This window comes from Aeromicrobium sp. HA, assembly GCF_027171405.1.
Taxonomy (GTDB): domain Bacteria; phylum Actinomycetota; class Actinomycetes; order Propionibacteriales; family Nocardioidaceae; genus Aeromicrobium; species Aeromicrobium tamlense.
In genome coordinates, this window is record NZ_CP114372.1 from 147,184 (window position 1) to 162,453 (window position 15,270).

Consider the following 15,270-nt stretch of genomic DNA (forward strand, 5'->3'; position numbering starts at 1 on the left):
ATGGAACCGCGATGAGTCCCGACGAGAATGCCTTGGTCGAAGATCTTCAATCGGACCGTTTCATGTCCGGAGTGGATCGCGGCTACTGGCGCTTGGTCGCCCGCGACGGAATCGCCGTGACGTTCGACCTGGCGGCCAAGAATGGCCGCCGGGTCGGCGTCCGGCTCGATTGCAGTAGCTACCCCGGTACTGCACCGACCGGCCAACTCTGGTCCATTCCGGACGACGGCCCCCTGCCTGTGGAGCTGTGGCCCCAAGGCGGTCGTGCGAGCGAGGTCTTCAACCCGAGTTGGAGCCCCCAGTTCGGCGGGGCGTTCTACTTCCCTTACGACCGCCGCGCGCTTGACGGACACGACGGGTGGGCTAGCGATCACCCCGGTCACGTCTGGGATCTCGACAAGACCGTGGTGGATGTCCTATACCTGCTTCGCGAAGTCTTGCGGACCGCGACCACCCCAACCATCGACTCCATTGGTGAGGAGGAGGCGTCTTGACGGCGGTGAGCAACGCGGTCGTGAACGACGCGCACGAACAGGCATCGTTCAAGATGTCGCGTAGGCGATGGAGGGACCTTCTTGGTGAGCTTCAGCGCCGAGGTGACGATCGTCGGGAGTCCGGCGCGTTCCTCCTCGCCGCAAACACCGGTGACCATGTTGAGCGGGTCGTCTACTACGACGACCTGGACGCCCGCTGCCTCACGGGAGGTATCAGCTTCTCCACGACCGGCTTCACCGAGCTTTGGCGAATCTGCGAGGAGCAGGCACTGCGCGTGGTTGCGGATGTTCACACTCATCCCAGCACCTGGGTCCAGCAGTCTGAAATCGACGCGTCGAATCCGATGATGGCGAGGGTCGGCCACGTCGCAATGATTGTGCCCTCCTATGGCCATGCCCGCAGCGTCGAGGAGTGCGGAGTGCACATCTATCTCGGCTCCTATCAGTGGATTGCGTTGCCTGCTGGCAACGTCTCGGCGGTCGTCGAGATCTACGGCTTGTTCTCGAGAGCGCAAACCAGGCACTTCTGGAACATGCTGACGCGCGTCTTCGGGAGGATGACGCCGTCATGAACGCAATCATTCCCAGCGTCGAGGAGTTGTCACGCCCGGCTAAGGCACTCATCGACAGCGGCCGGGTGACCGCGTTTGGCGACGCTGCCGACATCCTGACAGCGAACGTCCCAACAGTCATTGCGGGAGCGGAGGCAAGCTCGTACGGGTACCAGGCCGCCCTTCTTACCGCCGTCGAAACCACCGCTCGGGTCTTCGCGCAGGCACCGGTCTATCTTGCGCCGGTTGTCGCTGACGGCCCATGTCTGCTCCCAGGCCTCTCGCACCTGACTCTCGCCGAAGCGGTTGTTCAAGCTGGAGCGCACCACATGCGCGCGGATGACGCCTCTGTTGGATCGCGGCCGGTGATCGTCATTGGCACTGCCGCGACAACGGGGATCGTGAGTCTCCAGGTTACTTGGGACCACTGGGTTGCATCAGTCGGTACGACCGGAGGTCGACTCCCTGAGCGAGGCAACATGGTCCTGGCTCCAGTTGCAGCCGCAGCCTTGGCCGTGGCTGAATGCTTCAAGCGCGTCCTTGGCGTCGACGAGGCCTGCTACCGCCAACGAGGGCTGAACCTATGGCAACCCGACCAGACGAGCCCTAACTCCATCCAAGCGGGCCTCGAAGAAGAGGCGCTAGGCCCGGTGCTCCAGTTCCTGCCGAAATCCGCTTGGATGGTTGGGCTTGGGCATCTTGGCCAAGGCTACGCGTGGTGCTGGCGCCTGCTGCCTTACCTCGACCCCAGCCAGTGCGAGTTGCTCCTGCAGGACTTCGACAAGGTCAACGTCGCGAATCGTTCGACCGGCATGTTCGTTAAGCCGGAGCACTTGGGGCTCATGAAGAGCCGGGTTGTCGCGTCGGCGCTCGAGGGCGCGGGTTTCAAGACTCGGATCGTCGAGCGACGCCTCCTTCCGGAGACGCTGCGTCATCCGAATGAACCCGAGCTCGCCCTCCTCGGTGTCGACAAGCTCGAACCGCGCCGCCTCATCAGTAACATCGGGTGGGCTTTCGCGGTCGACGTGGGTCTTGGCGCCGGACCTGTCGACTTCACCGGCATCAGCATCCATACATTCCCGAGTCGTACGTCGTCGCATGACCTAGCCGCCTGGCAAGGTCATGGATCAACGAACCGTGCTGCACACGCTCAACAGCAGGACGCCTACCGAAACGCGGAGGCCGCGGGTGCTGACGGGTGCGGTCTCGTCCAGTTAGCCGAGACTGCGGTCGCGGCCCCATTCGTGGGTGTCGTGGCCGCGTGTCTGGCGCTCTCGGAGCCATTGCGAATCCTGCACGGCCAGAAGCAGCACATCACGCTCAGCTACGACGCTGGGCGCACCGCCCTGCCTCGCGGGAGCCGCGCGGCGGAGGTTCCGCGCATTGGATTCGTCGAAACTTCGCGGGAAGTTAGGACGCAGGAAGGACCTTGGCGGTCGGGTTAGACACCTCGCGGATTGGGTTGGACTCCGACCCGTCCGTCGCTTAGTTCGCCAAGTAGGCACATCTGCAATTCCCAGAAGCCAGACAGTTCGCACAGGAGAGGAGGTGACACACCATGGCGAGACGAAACGTTCACACGGTGCCCGATGGCAAGGGCGGCTGGATCAATCGCACCGAGGGCTCACAACGAGGTTTCGGTGCCGCCCCGACGAAGGCCGAGGCCCAAGCGGCCGGCCGCGAGAGCACCAAGCGCACCGGCGGCGAGCACACGATCCACAACCGAGACGGCAAGATCGCGGAGAAGAACACCTACCCGCGGTCGAGCGACCCTCGTTCATCCAAGGGCTAAGGCCGTTCGAGGGCGGGGCTCCCAACCTGAAGGAAGTCCCGCCCTTGAGGATCTCGTAAGTTGCATAAGCCTCGGCCTGATGAGCGGCCCAAGCGTCCCAGACCGTTGTTTACGCCACGCGGGGAGTGGGCCGGGCAAGCCCGCCACACGGACCGGTCCGATCGCGTCTTTCCGCCGCCAGTGACTCGTAGCGGCGACGACGAGCAAGCACACTGCGGAGCCCGGCGACCCAGTGACCAGACGATATGGAGCAACTGCCCGGAACGGCTGAGCAGTGCGAACAGTGCTTCCATCGCCAGCCTGCGCGACGTGGTCTACGCACGCCAAGCGACGAGAGGGCCTCCGGGATCGGCCGATCTGAATCTGATCTGATTGCCCTAGGCAGTCACACCTATGAAAGGCACTCCGATGGCTCTTTGGGTTGTTCGCGGGGGACGAGGCGGTTCGTACGCGCAGTGGTGTCTCGCTGAGGGCCGGGCCGCCGCAGCGTGGAACTCCGTTCCGACCCTTGTGCACGCACAGTCGCGCGATGACGTTGTCTCGCTGGTGGCTCCGACCATGCCGAACGAGTCGACGGCCAAGGTTGGCACCCTCGCGAGCCAGCTGTGGGGCCTGCGGTCGATTGAGCCAGGCGATACGGTCATTCTGCCGCTGTCGTCTTCGGGCACACTGGCGGTCGGCGTGTGCACGGGTGGTTACGAACATCTCGACGAGCACGCTCCCGCTCGCCATTCAGTGCGCGTTGACTGGCGGGCAGATGAGGTGCCCCGCGCTGCTCTTGGACAAGACCTGCTGAACTCTCTCGGGTCGCTGTTGACGGTGTTCCAACTGTCGCGGCACAACGCGGAGGCCAGGTTCGCGGAGGTGCTGCGGACCGGCGTCGATCCCGAAGCAAGCACAGACGACCCCGATGAAACACCCTCCGCCTCTGTGACGACAGCGTCCGGCGCTCTGCTTGATCCCGAACCGGTACCGACCATCGAGTCCATCCGTGACAGGGTCCGCACCCACATCCGGACTCGCTTTCGCGAGCACGACCTGACGCGTCTGGTTGCAGCTGTGCTGGCGGTCCGTGGATTTCACTGCGACATTTCGCCGCCAGGGCCTGATCAAGGCGTCGACATCCTCGCGGGGACGGGGCCGCTGGGACTTGACTCGCCCACCCTCATCGTTGAAGTGAAGTCCGGCGGCGGCGCGATCGGTGCCCCGGTCGTCCGAGGTCTCCAAGGGGCGATGTTGTCGCATCGAGCAGATCAGGGACTCCTCGTTGCTTGGGGAGGAATCACCCGAGAAGCGCGCGCCGAGATTCGTAAGGACCGGCTGACGATGCGAGTCTGGGACGCGGATGACCTTCTCGATCAGGTGCTCGACGTGTACGAGGACCTTGACGAGATCATTCGAGCCGAGATCCCGCTCAAGCGTGCCTGGGTGCTCGTAGAGAACGAATCCTAGATTGCGGGGCGCATTCAGGGCACGCTCCCTGAGACCTCGTGGTGGTGCGTCCATCCGCCGCGAAGGACGGGCGAACCGTCAGATGAGAAACACTGATATAACAAGGCCAAAGGCCAGCGAGAGCGCGACAGTTCGGACTTCTCGGGTCCGTTCGGATGCCCCGGGATAACGAGCGTCGAGCCACCGGAGGAGCCTCAAGAAACCGAAGAGGGCAACGACCAGCAAGCTGATACGCACGACGTGGTCCACGCCCGCAGTGTGACAGGCAACGGGAGGCTGGGGAGCAGAACTCGGCTCGCGGCTTCAGCTCGCCCGTGGCTCGGCGGCAGGGCCAATGCCGCGGGGTGAAACAGCCGGGTAGGACCTAGCGTCACTTGGCCGCCTTTGCGCTGCGTCGCCCTGGAACCCAACCTCGTCAGTCTCAGCTCGTTAAGTCTCGTTCGGGCTGCATTGTTCGTTCTTTCTCGCGCGGTCACAGACGAAGTTCTCCCACCTGGTTGTGGTGAGGTAGGACTCGTCATTGAAGGTGTAACTGAGCCTCACTGCGTCGATTGAATTGCCGTCGGCGTCTGCGAAGAGGACGGTCATCAGCTCTGAGAAACCGGCGGTCACATCCGGTGGGTTCTTGCACACGTCGGCAATTTCAGCACCCTTGAGAGGCTCGATGGATTGCCCCGGCTGACTGCCGAACTCGTCCTCGGGCGTTCCGACCTCGCTGAAGACGGGCGTCGCGCCGGCCTCGGCGGCCGCCTTCGAAACTCGTCGGACCACGGCCCGTACCTCGTCATTCGGGTCGCGCTGCCCGAGAAATTCGACCCTGGTCAGGGTGGCAGTCCCAGGTTCGGTCAGGCACAGTCGAAACCCGCCGAACGTGCCGTGCCAGTCGCCCTTCACTCCTGGCGGGTAGAGGCCATTGCCCCCACTGGCTAGCGACAAGTCGAGCGGCCCATCGGTCGCCGACACGTTATCGTCCGAAACTCCAATGGCCGCGCATCCGGACAGGACCGACACCACTAACGCGCCGGTCAGCGAGAGGAATCCCAGTGGGATACGCCTCCGTGCACCATCCATGTTCCAAGAGCCCCTTCAATCAACTCGAACGAGAAAACGATCCCACACAACGCGACCCCGGCCGAAAGGTTTCGAAGGCGTCAGATGGGGTTCTCACATCAGTTGTCGGTCCCGCCGCGAGAGTCGCCCAAGGAGACACTCGAGACGTGACGGCAACCCCGAACATCGAGGCTGCCGGACAGTCTGAGGTTGCGTCCTTTCGCCGCGTAGCGGGTGGCAATTCGACTCAAGCGCGGGAATTCCGAGGAAGCCACCACCTCTGCGGGCGACGCGTGGGATCGTCGCTGACGTGCGACTACCTCAAGCACTTCGAGAGGCCGATGATGCCGGAGCCATCAGTGCCCTGACGCGCTACTACGGCGGATCTACACCCGTCGAATCGTTCACAGGGGCACGATTCGACACTTGGGACAGCACCGGGTCTCGACCGGCCGACACCAACCGTTTCACGGCTGACGACCTCGTCGCGGTCACCTTCTTGTCGGTCGAGGTGCCCGCGCGAGCCGCAATCATCTTGCTTGACACGCGCGCCGAAACATTTAACTCGCTTCTTACCGCCCTCGGCCCAGATCGCGATTTGGTTGAGGAACGCAATCCGTGGCCCGCCACGTGGGTGGGCTGGACCCTCTGGAAGGAACTCACCGCGCTCCCCGGGGTCGGCCCGACGACGGCAAGCAAACTCCTCGCGCGGAAGAGGCCACGGCTCAGGCCCATCTACGACTCCGTCGTAGCTGACGTGGTGGGCTCGAATCGTCTGTGGGAGCCCCTGCGGTCACGCCTTGTCTCCGAACCTTCTCTCCACGAAAGACTCGTACGACTTCGCCAGGAGGCTGGTTTGGACGAGGCTGTGTCGGCTCTGCGCGTGTTCGACGTAATCGCGTGGATGGAAGGCAAGTTCGGACCGCCGTGACAGCCATCAGCCATTCCGGTCCACCGACGAGTAGCTCCAGGTTGCGCTCCGAATCCCTGACCGTCTTCGAGGCGAGCGATCATCGAGCGCCCTAGGTAAAGGCCCTACTTGCAGTTGACTATGGGAGGAAAGACATGCTGATCGGTGCATACGGAACGCGCTGGGACAGGCAGGTATACGAGTGGAACCGCAACGCCCGGCGACAACTACTCGGCGAGCGGGACGGCGAGGTGGTCGATTTCTCGGCTGCGCGCGGCATCTACGTCCTTCACCGCGGCCCTGAGATCTACTATGTCGGGCTCACCATCGATTACGGGCGAATGAGCGGACGACTGTCCGATCATGCCAAGCCGACCAGTAGGCACAGCAACAATTGGGACACCTTCTCTTGGTTCAGCTTCGATGGTCCTGGCGAGCGTGTTGACGCGCCCGGAATCGCAGCAGTGGACGACGACTGGGATCACTACGACCTGACGATCGCTGGCGCGGTCAAAGGTCTCGAAGCCATTCTGATCGAACTCCTGGCACCCCCGGGAAACAAGCGAGTCGAGAAGCACGGTGAGGCCGAGCGATGGGACCAGGTTCGCTCTTTCGATTGGTCAAAGTAGCGCACGCAAACGCCTATGCGAAAACGCCGACCTAGGGCGATGCGTCGCCTAAGCCGAGTCCGGCGGACGGCCGATTGGCACCTGCGTTGAGGGGGCGACGCGTAGTCGGCGTCGCCGAACTATCACCGCCGCTTCGACGATTGGACTGCGTCCTTTCGCCGCGAAGGCCGCGGCAGGACAATAAGGACCTGCGCGACGCGGATCCCGTGTGCCTCCCCTAGGCTCGGGCCGTGGAGCCAGTCCAGACCCGGGTAGAGGAAGTCGCTTCGAGCGTCACTGATCATGCGAACGCAGGCTTCGTTCGTGCGCTGATGTCAGCGGCGGACGACTTCCGGGACCGGGACTTCGAGATTGAACTCGCCGAGTTCCTGCAGTCTCGGCCGGACTTGATGGACCGTTGGGCAGCTGTCGACGGCTTCGAGAGGAAGCAGCCAGCGTTGGTGCATGCCGCGGGCCGCGCTGTCTCCGTTGCTGCCTTCATTCATCGCAGGGCTAACTACTTTGCTGCGCGTCGCGTCGAGGTGCCTAAGGGGCCCCGGTCGACCTAGACGTGTGCTTCGGGTGGTCTCATACAGCGGCTCGCTTCGCTCGCCGACACTCGACCGCCGGGAGGAAGCGCGAAGGGCCCGCGCTGAGGCGCGGGCCCTTCTGCACAACGGAACCTCAGCGGACGGGGACGCGGCCGCCGTCGACGGAGAAGGTCTGGCCGGTCATGTAGTTGCAGTCCGGGGAGGCCAGGAAGACGTAGACGCCGGCGATCTCCTCGGGCTCGGCCCAGCGGCCCATGGGGATGGACTCGAGGTACTTGTCCTTGAAGCGCTCGTCGGTGCGGATCGTCTCGGTCATCGGCGTGGACGCGGCGGGGGCGATCGCGTTCACGATGATGTTCGCCGGGGCGAGCTCCTTCGAGGCCGAGCGGGCCATGCCCAGCAGGGCGGCCTTGGCGGTGGCGTAGTTGATCTGGCCGATCGTGCCGTTGATGCCGGCGGCCGAGCTGGTCAGGATGATGTGGCCCTGCTTCAGCTCGCGCATGCCTGGCACCACGGCCTGGAGCCAGTAGAACGAGCCGTTGACGTGCGTCTGCTGCACGATGTCCCACTGCTCGTCGGTCATCTTCCACAGCATCGCCGGGCGGGTGACGCCGGCGTTGCTCACCAGGATGGTGATGGTGCCGAGCTTCTCGGCGATCTCGGCCGCGGCGGCGTTGACCGACTCGCGGCTCGCCACGTCGTTCGCCACGCCGATCGCGGTGCCACCGTTCGCGTTGATCGCGTCGGCGACCTCCTGCGCACGGGCGCCGTCGATGTCCGTGACGGCGACCTTCGCGCCCTCGGCGGCGTAGCGCTCGGCGATCGCGCGGCCGATGCCCTGGCCGGCGCCGGTGATGACCGCGACGCGGTCCTGCAGAACTCCAGTCATGAATGTGCTCCTGAGTATTAGAGAGAAAAGAGAGGTCAGAGGGTGGTGGCGTCGCCCAGCAGGGCCGTCACCTGGCTCGACAGCACGCCGCCGTTGCCGTGGACGAGGCCGACGTGCGCGTCGGCCACCTGGCGGTCGCCCGCCTCGCCGCGCAGCTGCCGGACCGCCTCGATGATGAGGAAGATCCCGTACATGCCCGGGTGCGTGTACGACAGCCCGCCGCCGTTCGTGTTCACCGGCAGCCGGCCGCCCGGCGCGATCGCGCCGCCCGACACGAACTCGCCGCCCTCGCCCTTGGCGCAGAAGCCCAGGTCCTCGAGGAACAGCAGCGTGTTGATCGTGAACGCGTCGTAGACCTCGACGACGTCGACGTCGGCCGGCGTCAGCCCGGCCAGCTCGAACGCGCGAGCGCCCGACTCCTTGGCCGCCGTGGTCGTCAGGTCGGGCGTGGTCGAGATGTTCATGTGGCGCGACGCCTCGGCCACCGACAGCACCGGCACGAGCGGCTTGCCGAGGTCGCGCGCCCGCTCGGTGGAGGTCACGATCACGGCGCCCGCGCCGTCGGTGACGAGGCAGCAGTCGCGCACCGACAGGGGAGTGGAGACCATGCGGGCGCTGAGCACCTCGTCGAGCGTGAGCTCGTCGCGCATGAACGCGGCCGGGTTCAGCTGCGCCCACTTGCGGGCGGCCACGGCGATCTCGGCGAGGTGCTCGCGCGTCGTGCCGTACTCGTGGAAGTGGCGCGCGGCCGCCAGCGCGTAGCCCGAGACGGGCATCCGCGGGCCGAACGGGTTCTCGTACGAGGGCACGAGGTTCGCGCCGGAGGTCGCGAGGCCACCGGAGTGCGAGCGCTGGTTGCTGCCGTAGGCGATCAGCGCGACCTCGGCCATGCCCGAGTTGATCGCGGCGGTCGCGTGGCGCAGGTGCGCGACGAACGAGCTGCCGCCCGTGGCGGTGGTGTCGACGTACCGCGGCGTGAGGCCCAGGTACTCGCTCAGCGTCGTCGCGGGGAACGTGAAGAAGGCGGAGTGGCAGAAGACGGCGTCGACGTCGGAGGGCTTGAGCCCGGCGTCGGCGAGCGCAGCCAGCGAGGCCTCGCCGGCGATCTGCAGGGCCGAGACGCCCGGGCCGACCTCGCCCAGTCCGGCCTCGGCGACACCGACGATCGACGTGCTGCCGCGCAGCTCCTTCTCGGTCGTGCTCATGCGGTGGCCTCCAGGCGGACGAAGGGCAGCAGCTCGCCGTCGGCGACCAGCGGGCGGATCTCGGTCTCGACGCGGTCGCCGATCTTCGCGGCCAGCGCGTCGTCACCGTCGAGGCGCGACATCATGCGGAATCCCTCGTCGAGGTCGACGACGACCACCGTGTACGGATCCACGCCGCGCGGGGAGATCGTCGTGGCGGAGTAGATGGTGCCGCGACCCTCGCTGTCGCCCCAGGCCAGCTCGGTCGATCCGCACGAGGGGCACACGGGCCGCGGCGGGAACACCGCGTGCGACTCCGAACACCGCTGGAACGCCAGTGCTCCGGCCTCGAGCCGCGACCGGAAGGTCGCGTCCAGGGATCGTGATTCCTCGATGGTCATCGGGCCTCCCGCCTTGATCTCTCGGACGTTCCGAGGGTAGCATTCACAATAGTATACATTCATGCATGAACTTCGGTACCCCACGAAAGGCGAACACGATGGCCGCTGAGGACACCCCTCCCTCAGGACCCTTCTCAGGCGTCCGCGTCCTGGACCTGACGCGTGTCGTCATGGGCCCCCTGGCCACCCAGGTACTGGCTGACCAGGGCGCCGACGTGATCCTCGTCGAGGCGCCCGGTGGCGACACCAACCGCGTGATGGGCCCCGGCCCGCACGCCGAGCTCTCGGGCATCGCACTCAACCTGCTGCGCAACAAGCGCTCGATCGACATCGACCTCAAGTCCGCCGAGGGCCGGCGCATCATCGCCGAGCTCGTCCCGCAGTGCGACGTCGTCGTCGCCACGATGCGCCCGCAGGTGCTGACGCGCCTGGGCCTCGACTACGACTCGCTCAAGCAGCTGCGCCCCGACCTCGTCTACTGCCAGGCCCAGGGCTTCCCGCTGGCCAGCGACCGCTCCGAGGAGCCCGCGTACGACGACATCATCCAGGCCGCCAGCGGCGTCGCCGACATGGTCGAGCGCGTCACCGGCACGCCCTCGCTGCTGCCCACGATCTTCGCCGACAAGGTCTGTGGCCTCGTCATGGCGCAGGCCATCAGCGCCGCCCTCTTTCACCGCGAGCGCACCGGCGAGGGCCAGCACATCGAGGTGCCGATGCAGCAGGCCACCGCGGCGTTCATGCTCGCCGAGCACGGCAGCGGCGCGATCGCCGAGCCGCCCGTGAACGACGAGGGCCGCCCCGCCTCGGGCTACCCGCGCGTGCTCTCGCCCGAGCGCCGCCCGCACCCGACCAAGGACGGGATGGTGCACCTCTTCCCCTACCTGCCGCGCCACTACGCGCAGCTGTTCGCCGAGGCCGGCGTCGCGGGAGCCGAGTCCGATCCCCGCTACGTCGACCAGCGCGCCACGCTGATCCACTCCGACTCGCTCTACCGCGACGTCCGCAAGGTCGCGCCGCAGCGCACCACCGAGGAGTGGCTGGAGTTCTGCCGCGAGGTCGGCATCCCCGCCACCCGCGTGGCGAGCCTGCAGGACCTCGTCGACGACCTCGAGATCGCGCAGCACCCCGCCGCCGGCGGCTGGCGCGTGATCCCGCAGCTCGCGAACTTCTCGCGCACGCCCGCCAGCGTGCGGCGTCCCGCGCCGCTCATCGGCGAGCACACCACCGAAGTCCTGGACGAGCTCGTCCACTCCGTCGCCGGCCGGCCGTCCGGCGCGGGGGAGTCCGACACGGTCAAGGGGCTGGCATGAGACTGACCGCGACCGAGCTGTCGCCCGCCGAGCGCGCGCTCAAGCAGGAGGTGCGCGCGTGGCTGGACGAGCGCCTGCCCGAGGGCTCGTACCCGCTGGGCCTGGGCATGGGCGGCGCCGTCGATCCCGAGTTCTCGCGCGACCTCGGCGCGCAGGGCTGGATCGGCATGTCGCTGCCGCGTGAGTACGGCGGCCACGGCCGCACCGCGGTGGACCGCCTCGTCGTGGTCGAGGAGCTGCTGGCCCGCGGCGCGCCGGTGGGCTACCACTGGATCGCCGACCGCCAGTTCGGTCCGGGCATCGCCGCCAACGGCACCGAGTGGCAGAAGGAGACGTTCCTGCCGGGCATCGCGTCGGGTGAGTACTCCTTCTCCATCGGCATGAGCGAGCCCGACTCCGGCTCCGACCTGGCGTCGGTGCGCACGCGTGCCGAGCAGGTCGACGGCGGCTGGCGCATCAACGGCACGAAGATCTGGACCACCGGCGCGTACACGGCCACGCACATCGTGGCGCTGCTGCGCACGTCGGAGGACCGCCACCGCGGCATGACGCAGTTCATCATCGACCGCCACACGCCCGGCCTGACCGTCTCGCCGATCGAGTTCATCGACGGCACCAAGGACTTCTGCGAGCTCTCGTTCGTCGACGTCTTCGTGCCCGACGACCGCCGCCTCGGCGAGGTCGGCGCGGGCTGGTCGCAGAACACCGGCGAGCTCGCGCTCGAGCGCGGCGGCGTCGACCGCTGGATGAGTGTCATGGCGCTGCTCGACCGCTGGGTGCGCCAGGAGGCGCAGCGTCCGGGCGGCCACGCGGCCGAGCTCGGCGCGCTCACCGCCCGCGCCTGGGCGTTCCGCGGCATGTCGCTCGCCGTCGCGCGCATGGTCGACGCCGGGCAGTACCCCGTCACCGAGGCCGCGCTCATCAAGGAGATGGCGACGCGCTTCGAGCAGGACTGCACCGACCTGATGGTGCGCCGATGGGGCCGCACGCCGCGCCCCGACTCGGACGATCCGTACGAGCGCCTGCTCGCGACGGCCGTCCAGGTCGCGCCGGCCTGGACCATCCGCGGCGGCACGAACGAGATCCTCCGCTCGGTCATCTCCAAGGGAATGAGGAAGAACGCATGACGCACGAAGTCGACCCCGATCTGCGGGACATGCTGGAGGACTTCTTCGCCACCGAGGTGACCCCCGTGGTCGTCGAGGAGGCCGAGCGCGCCGGGACGTACGCCGCCGACATGTGGAAGAAGGCCGAGTCGCTCGACCTGCCGTGGATCGGCATCGACGAGGAGTGCGGAGGCGCCGGCGGTTCGCTGGCCGACCTCGTGACGCTCGTCGCCGAGGCTGCACGCCGGGCCACCCCCGCGCCGTTCGTCGAGCACCACCTCGCCGCGTGGCTCGTGGCGCAGGCCGGCCTCGATCGCATCGAGGGTCCGCTGACCGTGTCCGGTCTGACCGAGACGGTCGAGGTCTCGGGCGCCCGCCTGACCGCGACCCTCCCCGAGGTCGCGTTCGCCGGCGACGCCTCCGCCGTCGTGGTGCTCGCGAAGTCCGAGGGCGCCGACGTCGTGGCCGTGCTGCGTCCCGCCGACGCCACTCTCGAGCCGCACGCCGACATCGACGGCACGCCGGTCCCCACCGTCGTCGCCTCGGACGCGCCCGTCGTGGTCGCGCCGCTGTCGGTGACCGCCGAGGACGTGCGCCGTCGCGCCCTCCTGCTGCGCAGCGCCGTGCTCGCCGGCCTCACCCGCGCGATGTTCGAGCTCACGCAGTCCTACACCGCCGAGCGCCACCAGTTCGGCAAGCCCGTCGGCTCGTTCCAGTCGGTGCAGCTGCACGTCGTCACGCTGGCGCAGGCCGCCGAGATGTCGCAGGTCTGCGTCGACCGCGCCGCCGGCGCGCTGGCCATCGGCGGCGGCGAGTTCGAGGTGCTGGCCACAGCCGCCGTCACCGCGCAGAACGCCGTGCAGGGCGCCCGCTCGGCGCACCAGGCGCACGGCGCGATCGGCATGACGCGTGAGTACGCCCTGCAGTTCCTCACCCGCCGTGTCCAGACGTGGCGCCAGCGCTGGCAGTCGCAGACCGACGTCGAGGACGCCGTCGCGGGCTGGGCGCTCGAGGCCCCGTCCCTCTCCGGGCTGATCGCCCGCCACCGTGAAGAAGGAGTCGTCGCATGACCGACGCCGTGAACGTCATCCGCCAGGGCCACATCGCGATCCTGGAGGTGAACCGGCCGCCGACGAACTACTTCGACGTCGAGGTGCTGACCTTCCTCGCCGACACCGGTATCGCGCTGGCCGAGGAGGGCGTGCGCGCGATCGTGCTGGGCTCCGCGGGCAAGCACTTCTGCGCCGGTGCCAACTTCGCCGAGGGCGACATGGCCGAGGCGCGCGTGGAGTCCTCGCGACGCATCTACGCCGCCGCCGCCCGCATGTTCACCATCCCGATCCCCGTGGTCGCCGCCGTGCAGGGGTCCGCCGTCGGCGGCGGCCTCGGGCTGGCGTGCGCGGCCGACTTCCGCGTGGCCGCCGACTCGAGCCGCCTCCACGCGAACTTCTCCGCCCTCGGCTTCCACCAGGGCTTCGGCCTGAGCGTGTCGCTGCCGCGCATCGTCGGCGAGCAGCAGGCCTCGCGGCTGCTGCTGACCTCGGCCCGCCTGACCGGCACCGAGGCGTTCGAGATCGGCCTCGTCGACGAGCTCGTCGAGCCGGACCAGATCCGCGACGCCGCGATCGCGCTGGCGGACACCATCGCCAGCCGGGCGCCGCTCGCGGTAGCGTCCATGCGCAAGACCCTGCGTGGGTCGCTCGCCGACGACGTGGCCCAGATCCTGGACCACGAGATCAGCGAGCAGACGTGGCTGTGGCGGACCGAGGACTGCGCCGAAGGCATCAGTGCGAACCTCGAGCGCCGCGACGCCGTGTTCACCGGCCGTTGATCGTCCCCCCGAACGACGAGGAGCAGAAGTGAAGATTCGTGGCGCCGTCCTGGAGTCCATCGGGGCTCCCAGCCCGTTCGACCAGTCCCGCCCGCTGCAGGTGGCCGAGCTCGACCTCGCCGAGCCCGGGCCCACCGAGGTGCTGGTGCGGGTCGAGGCCGCCGGGGTGTGCCACTCCGACCTCTCCGTCGTCGACGGCAAGCGACCGCGTCCCGTGCCGATGCTGCTCGGCCACGAGGCCGCCGGTCGGATCGAGCAGGTGGGCGCCGAGGTCACGGACCTCGCGGTCGGCCAGCGCGTCATCATGACCTTCCTCCCGCGCTGCGGCGAGTGCGCCGGCTGCGCCACCGACGGCATGGCGCCGTGCGTGCCCGGCTCGGTGGCCAATGGCGGCGGTGAGCTGCTCGCCGGTGGCAGCCGGCTGAGCCGCGACGGCTCGCCCGTCACGCACCACCTCGGCGTCTCGGGCTTCGCCACGCACGCCGTGGTCGACCACCGCTCGCTCGTCCCCGTCGAGGACGACGTGCCGCCGAACGTGGCGGCCGTCCTCGGCTGCGCGGTGCTCACCGGCGGCGGCGCCGTCATCAACGTCGCGCAGCCGAGGCCGGGCCAGACCGTGGCGGTCGTGGGCCTCGGCGGCGTCGGCCTCGCGGCCGCGCTGACCGCGCTGTCCTACGAGGGCGTGCGCGTCGTCGGCATCGACCCGCTCGGCCACAAGCGCGCGGCCGCGCTCCAGGCCGGCGTCCACGAGGCGCTGACCCCCGACGAGGCAGCTGAGAAGGGCTTCAAGGCCGACGCCGTCATCGAGGCCGTCGGCAGCGGCCGCGTGTTCGCCTCGGCAATCGCGCTCACCGCCCCGGGCGGCAAGACGATCACCGTGGGCCTGCCCGCGCCCGACGACACGATCGAGCTGTCGCCGCTGGCGCTCGTCGCCGAGGGCAAGACGCTCGTCGGCAGCTACCTCGGCTCGGCCGTGCCGAAGCGCGACATCCCCGTCTTCGTCGACATGTGGCGCGCCGGCCAGCTGCCGCTGGAGCACCTCGTCAGCTCGACGATCGCGCTCGACGACATCAACCGCGCCATGGACGACCTCGCCGACGGGTCCGAGCTGCGCCAGATCATCGACTTCACCCAGGAGTGA

At 67.9% G+C, this 15,270-nt stretch carries 18 protein-coding genes; 13 read left to right on the plus strand and 5 right to left on the minus strand.

Features of this window, described 5'->3' with window-relative positions; translation table 11 throughout:
• Positions 1-11 precede the first annotated feature (11 nt).
• The 5 genes from O3S82_RS00640 (at position 12) to O3S82_RS00660 (ending at position 4,289) form a co-directional block, all read left to right on the plus strand.
• Positions 12-494: a DUF7665 family protein gene (locus O3S82_RS00640; protein ID WP_269304725.1), complete on the plus strand. Its 483-nt coding sequence runs from the start codon at positions 12-14 to the stop codon at positions 492-494.
• Complete coding sequence (locus O3S82_RS00645; protein ID WP_269304726.1) at positions 491-1,066, plus strand: hypothetical protein; 576 nt, start codon at positions 491-493, stop codon at positions 1,064-1,066. The genes O3S82_RS00640 and O3S82_RS00645 overlap by 4 nt, the downstream gene beginning before the upstream one ends.
• Complete coding sequence (locus tag O3S82_RS00650) at positions 1,063-2,490, plus strand: hypothetical protein (protein ID WP_269304728.1); 1,428 nt, start codon at positions 1,063-1,065, stop codon at positions 2,488-2,490. Before O3S82_RS00645 ends, O3S82_RS00650 begins: the two co-directional genes overlap by 4 nt.
• A gap of 137 nt (positions 2,491-2,627) precedes the next feature.
• Positions 2,628-2,837: a DUF2188 domain-containing protein gene (locus tag O3S82_RS00655; protein WP_269304730.1), complete on the plus strand. Its 210-nt coding sequence runs from the start codon at positions 2,628-2,630 to the stop codon at positions 2,835-2,837.
• Positions 2,838-3,395: 558 nt separating this feature from the next.
• Positions 3,396-4,289: a restriction endonuclease gene (locus tag O3S82_RS00660; protein WP_269304732.1), complete on the plus strand. Its 894-nt coding sequence runs from the start codon at positions 3,396-3,398 to the stop codon at positions 4,287-4,289.
• 78 nt (positions 4,290-4,367) lie between these two features.
• Here O3S82_RS00660 and O3S82_RS00665 read toward each other — a convergent pair whose 3' ends face one another.
• Both O3S82_RS00665 and O3S82_RS00670 read right to left on the minus strand, forming a co-directional pair.
• Positions 4,368-4,538, minus strand: a complete 171-nt coding sequence (locus O3S82_RS00665; protein ID WP_269304734.1) for a hypothetical protein — start codon at positions 4,536-4,538, stop codon at positions 4,368-4,370.
• A gap of 180 nt (positions 4,539-4,718) precedes the next feature.
• Positions 4,719-5,360, minus strand: coding sequence for a hypothetical protein (locus tag O3S82_RS00670; RefSeq protein WP_269304735.1), 642 nt, complete (start codon positions 5,358-5,360; stop codon positions 4,719-4,721).
• A gap of 289 nt (positions 5,361-5,649) precedes the next feature.
• Here O3S82_RS00670 and O3S82_RS17315 point away from each other — a divergent pair, with 289 nt between their 5' ends.
• From O3S82_RS17315 to O3S82_RS00680, 3 genes are all read left to right on the plus strand, one after another.
• Positions 5,650-6,270 carry a DUF6308 family protein gene (locus O3S82_RS17315; protein WP_442864672.1) on the plus strand — a complete coding sequence of 207 codons (621 nt, stop codon included), beginning with the start codon at positions 5,650-5,652 and terminating at the stop codon, positions 6,268-6,270.
• 134 nt (positions 6,271-6,404) lie between these two features.
• Positions 6,405-6,878: a hypothetical protein gene (locus O3S82_RS00675; RefSeq protein WP_269304738.1), complete on the plus strand. Its 474-nt coding sequence runs from the start codon at positions 6,405-6,407 to the stop codon at positions 6,876-6,878.
• Positions 6,879-7,108: 230 nt separating this feature from the next.
• Complete coding sequence (locus O3S82_RS00680; RefSeq protein WP_269304740.1) at positions 7,109-7,426, plus strand: hypothetical protein; 318 nt, start codon at positions 7,109-7,111, stop codon at positions 7,424-7,426.
• 115 nt (positions 7,427-7,541) lie between these two features.
• On the opposite strand, the gene O3S82_RS00685 is transcribed toward O3S82_RS00680, so the two are convergent.
• Genes O3S82_RS00685 through O3S82_RS00695 form a run of 3 tightly spaced genes read right to left on the minus strand, consistent with a single transcriptional unit; the run spans position 7,542 to position 9,882 of the window.
• The gene (locus O3S82_RS00685; RefSeq protein WP_269304742.1) at positions 7,542-8,297 is read right to left on the minus strand and encodes an SDR family NAD(P)-dependent oxidoreductase; all 756 of its coding nucleotides are present in this window, start codon (positions 8,295-8,297) and stop codon (positions 7,542-7,544) included.
• Between the two features lie 35 nt (positions 8,298-8,332).
• Entirely contained in the window at positions 8,333-9,502 is a 1,170-nt protein-coding gene (locus tag O3S82_RS00690; protein ID WP_269304744.1) for an acetyl-CoA acetyltransferase, read from the minus strand.
• Entirely contained in the window at positions 9,499-9,882 is a 384-nt protein-coding gene (locus O3S82_RS00695; protein ID WP_269304746.1) for a Zn-ribbon domain-containing OB-fold protein, read from the minus strand. The genes O3S82_RS00690 and O3S82_RS00695 overlap by 4 nt, the downstream gene beginning before the upstream one ends.
• Positions 9,883-9,980: 98 nt before the next feature.
• Here O3S82_RS00695 and O3S82_RS00700 point away from each other — a divergent pair, with 98 nt between their 5' ends.
• Genes O3S82_RS00700 through O3S82_RS00720 form a run of 5 tightly spaced genes read left to right on the plus strand, consistent with a single transcriptional unit; the run spans position 9,981 to position 15,270 of the window.
• Positions 9,981-11,192 carry a CaiB/BaiF CoA transferase family protein gene (locus O3S82_RS00700; RefSeq protein ID WP_269304749.1) on the plus strand — a complete coding sequence of 404 codons (1,212 nt, stop codon included), beginning with the start codon at positions 9,981-9,983 and terminating at the stop codon, positions 11,190-11,192.
• Complete coding sequence (locus O3S82_RS00705) at positions 11,189-12,319, plus strand: acyl-CoA dehydrogenase family protein (protein ID WP_269304750.1); 1,131 nt, start codon at positions 11,189-11,191, stop codon at positions 12,317-12,319. Before O3S82_RS00700 ends, O3S82_RS00705 begins: the two co-directional genes overlap by 4 nt.
• Positions 12,316-13,368, plus strand: a complete 1,053-nt coding sequence (locus O3S82_RS00710) for an acyl-CoA dehydrogenase family protein (protein ID WP_269304752.1) — start codon at positions 12,316-12,318, stop codon at positions 13,366-13,368. The genes O3S82_RS00705 and O3S82_RS00710 overlap by 4 nt, the downstream gene beginning before the upstream one ends.
• Positions 13,365-14,129 carry an enoyl-CoA hydratase/isomerase family protein gene (locus O3S82_RS00715; RefSeq protein WP_269304754.1) on the plus strand — a complete coding sequence of 255 codons (765 nt, stop codon included), beginning with the start codon at positions 13,365-13,367 and terminating at the stop codon, positions 14,127-14,129. Before O3S82_RS00710 ends, O3S82_RS00715 begins: the two co-directional genes overlap by 4 nt.
• Positions 14,130-14,157: 28 nt before the next feature.
• A complete protein-coding gene (locus O3S82_RS00720) occupies positions 14,158-15,270 on the plus strand; it encodes an alcohol dehydrogenase catalytic domain-containing protein (protein WP_269304756.1) in 1,113 nt (370 codons plus the stop codon).

What these genes read in the sequence shown, in the direction of transcription:
- O3S82_RS00695 (WP_269304746.1), bottom strand. Translation starts at nt 9,882, where the DNA reads ATGACCATCGAGGAATCACGATCCCTGGACGCGACCTTCCGGTCGCGG.
- O3S82_RS00640 (WP_269304725.1), top strand. Translation starts at nt 12, where the DNA reads ATGAGTCCCGACGAGAATGCCTTGGTCGAAGATCTTCAATCGGACCGT.
- O3S82_RS00715 (WP_269304754.1), top strand. Translation starts at nt 13,365, where the DNA reads ATGACCGACGCCGTGAACGTCATCCGCCAGGGCCACATCGCGATCCTG.
- O3S82_RS00690 (WP_269304744.1), bottom strand. Translation starts at nt 9,502, where the DNA reads ATGAGCACGACCGAGAAGGAGCTGCGCGGCAGCACGTCGATCGTCGGT.
- O3S82_RS00710 (WP_269304752.1), top strand. Translation starts at nt 12,316, where the DNA reads ATGACGCACGAAGTCGACCCCGATCTGCGGGACATGCTGGAGGACTTC.
- O3S82_RS00700 (WP_269304749.1), top strand. Translation starts at nt 9,981, where the DNA reads ATGGCCGCTGAGGACACCCCTCCCTCAGGACCCTTCTCAGGCGTCCGC.
- O3S82_RS00660 (WP_269304732.1), top strand. Translation starts at nt 3,396, where the DNA reads ATGCCGAACGAGTCGACGGCCAAGGTTGGCACCCTCGCGAGCCAGCTG.
- O3S82_RS00705 (WP_269304750.1), top strand. Translation starts at nt 11,189, where the DNA reads ATGAGACTGACCGCGACCGAGCTGTCGCCCGCCGAGCGCGCGCTCAAG.
- O3S82_RS00650 (WP_269304728.1), top strand. Translation starts at nt 1,063, where the DNA reads ATGAACGCAATCATTCCCAGCGTCGAGGAGTTGTCACGCCCGGCTAAG.
- O3S82_RS00685 (WP_269304742.1), bottom strand. Translation starts at nt 8,297, where the DNA reads ATGACTGGAGTTCTGCAGGACCGCGTCGCGGTCATCACCGGCGCCGGC.
- O3S82_RS00675 (WP_269304738.1), top strand. Translation starts at nt 6,405, where the DNA reads ATGCTGATCGGTGCATACGGAACGCGCTGGGACAGGCAGGTATACGAG.
- O3S82_RS00670 (WP_269304735.1), bottom strand. Translation starts at nt 5,360, where the DNA reads ATGGATGGTGCACGGAGGCGTATCCCACTGGGATTCCTCTCGCTGACC.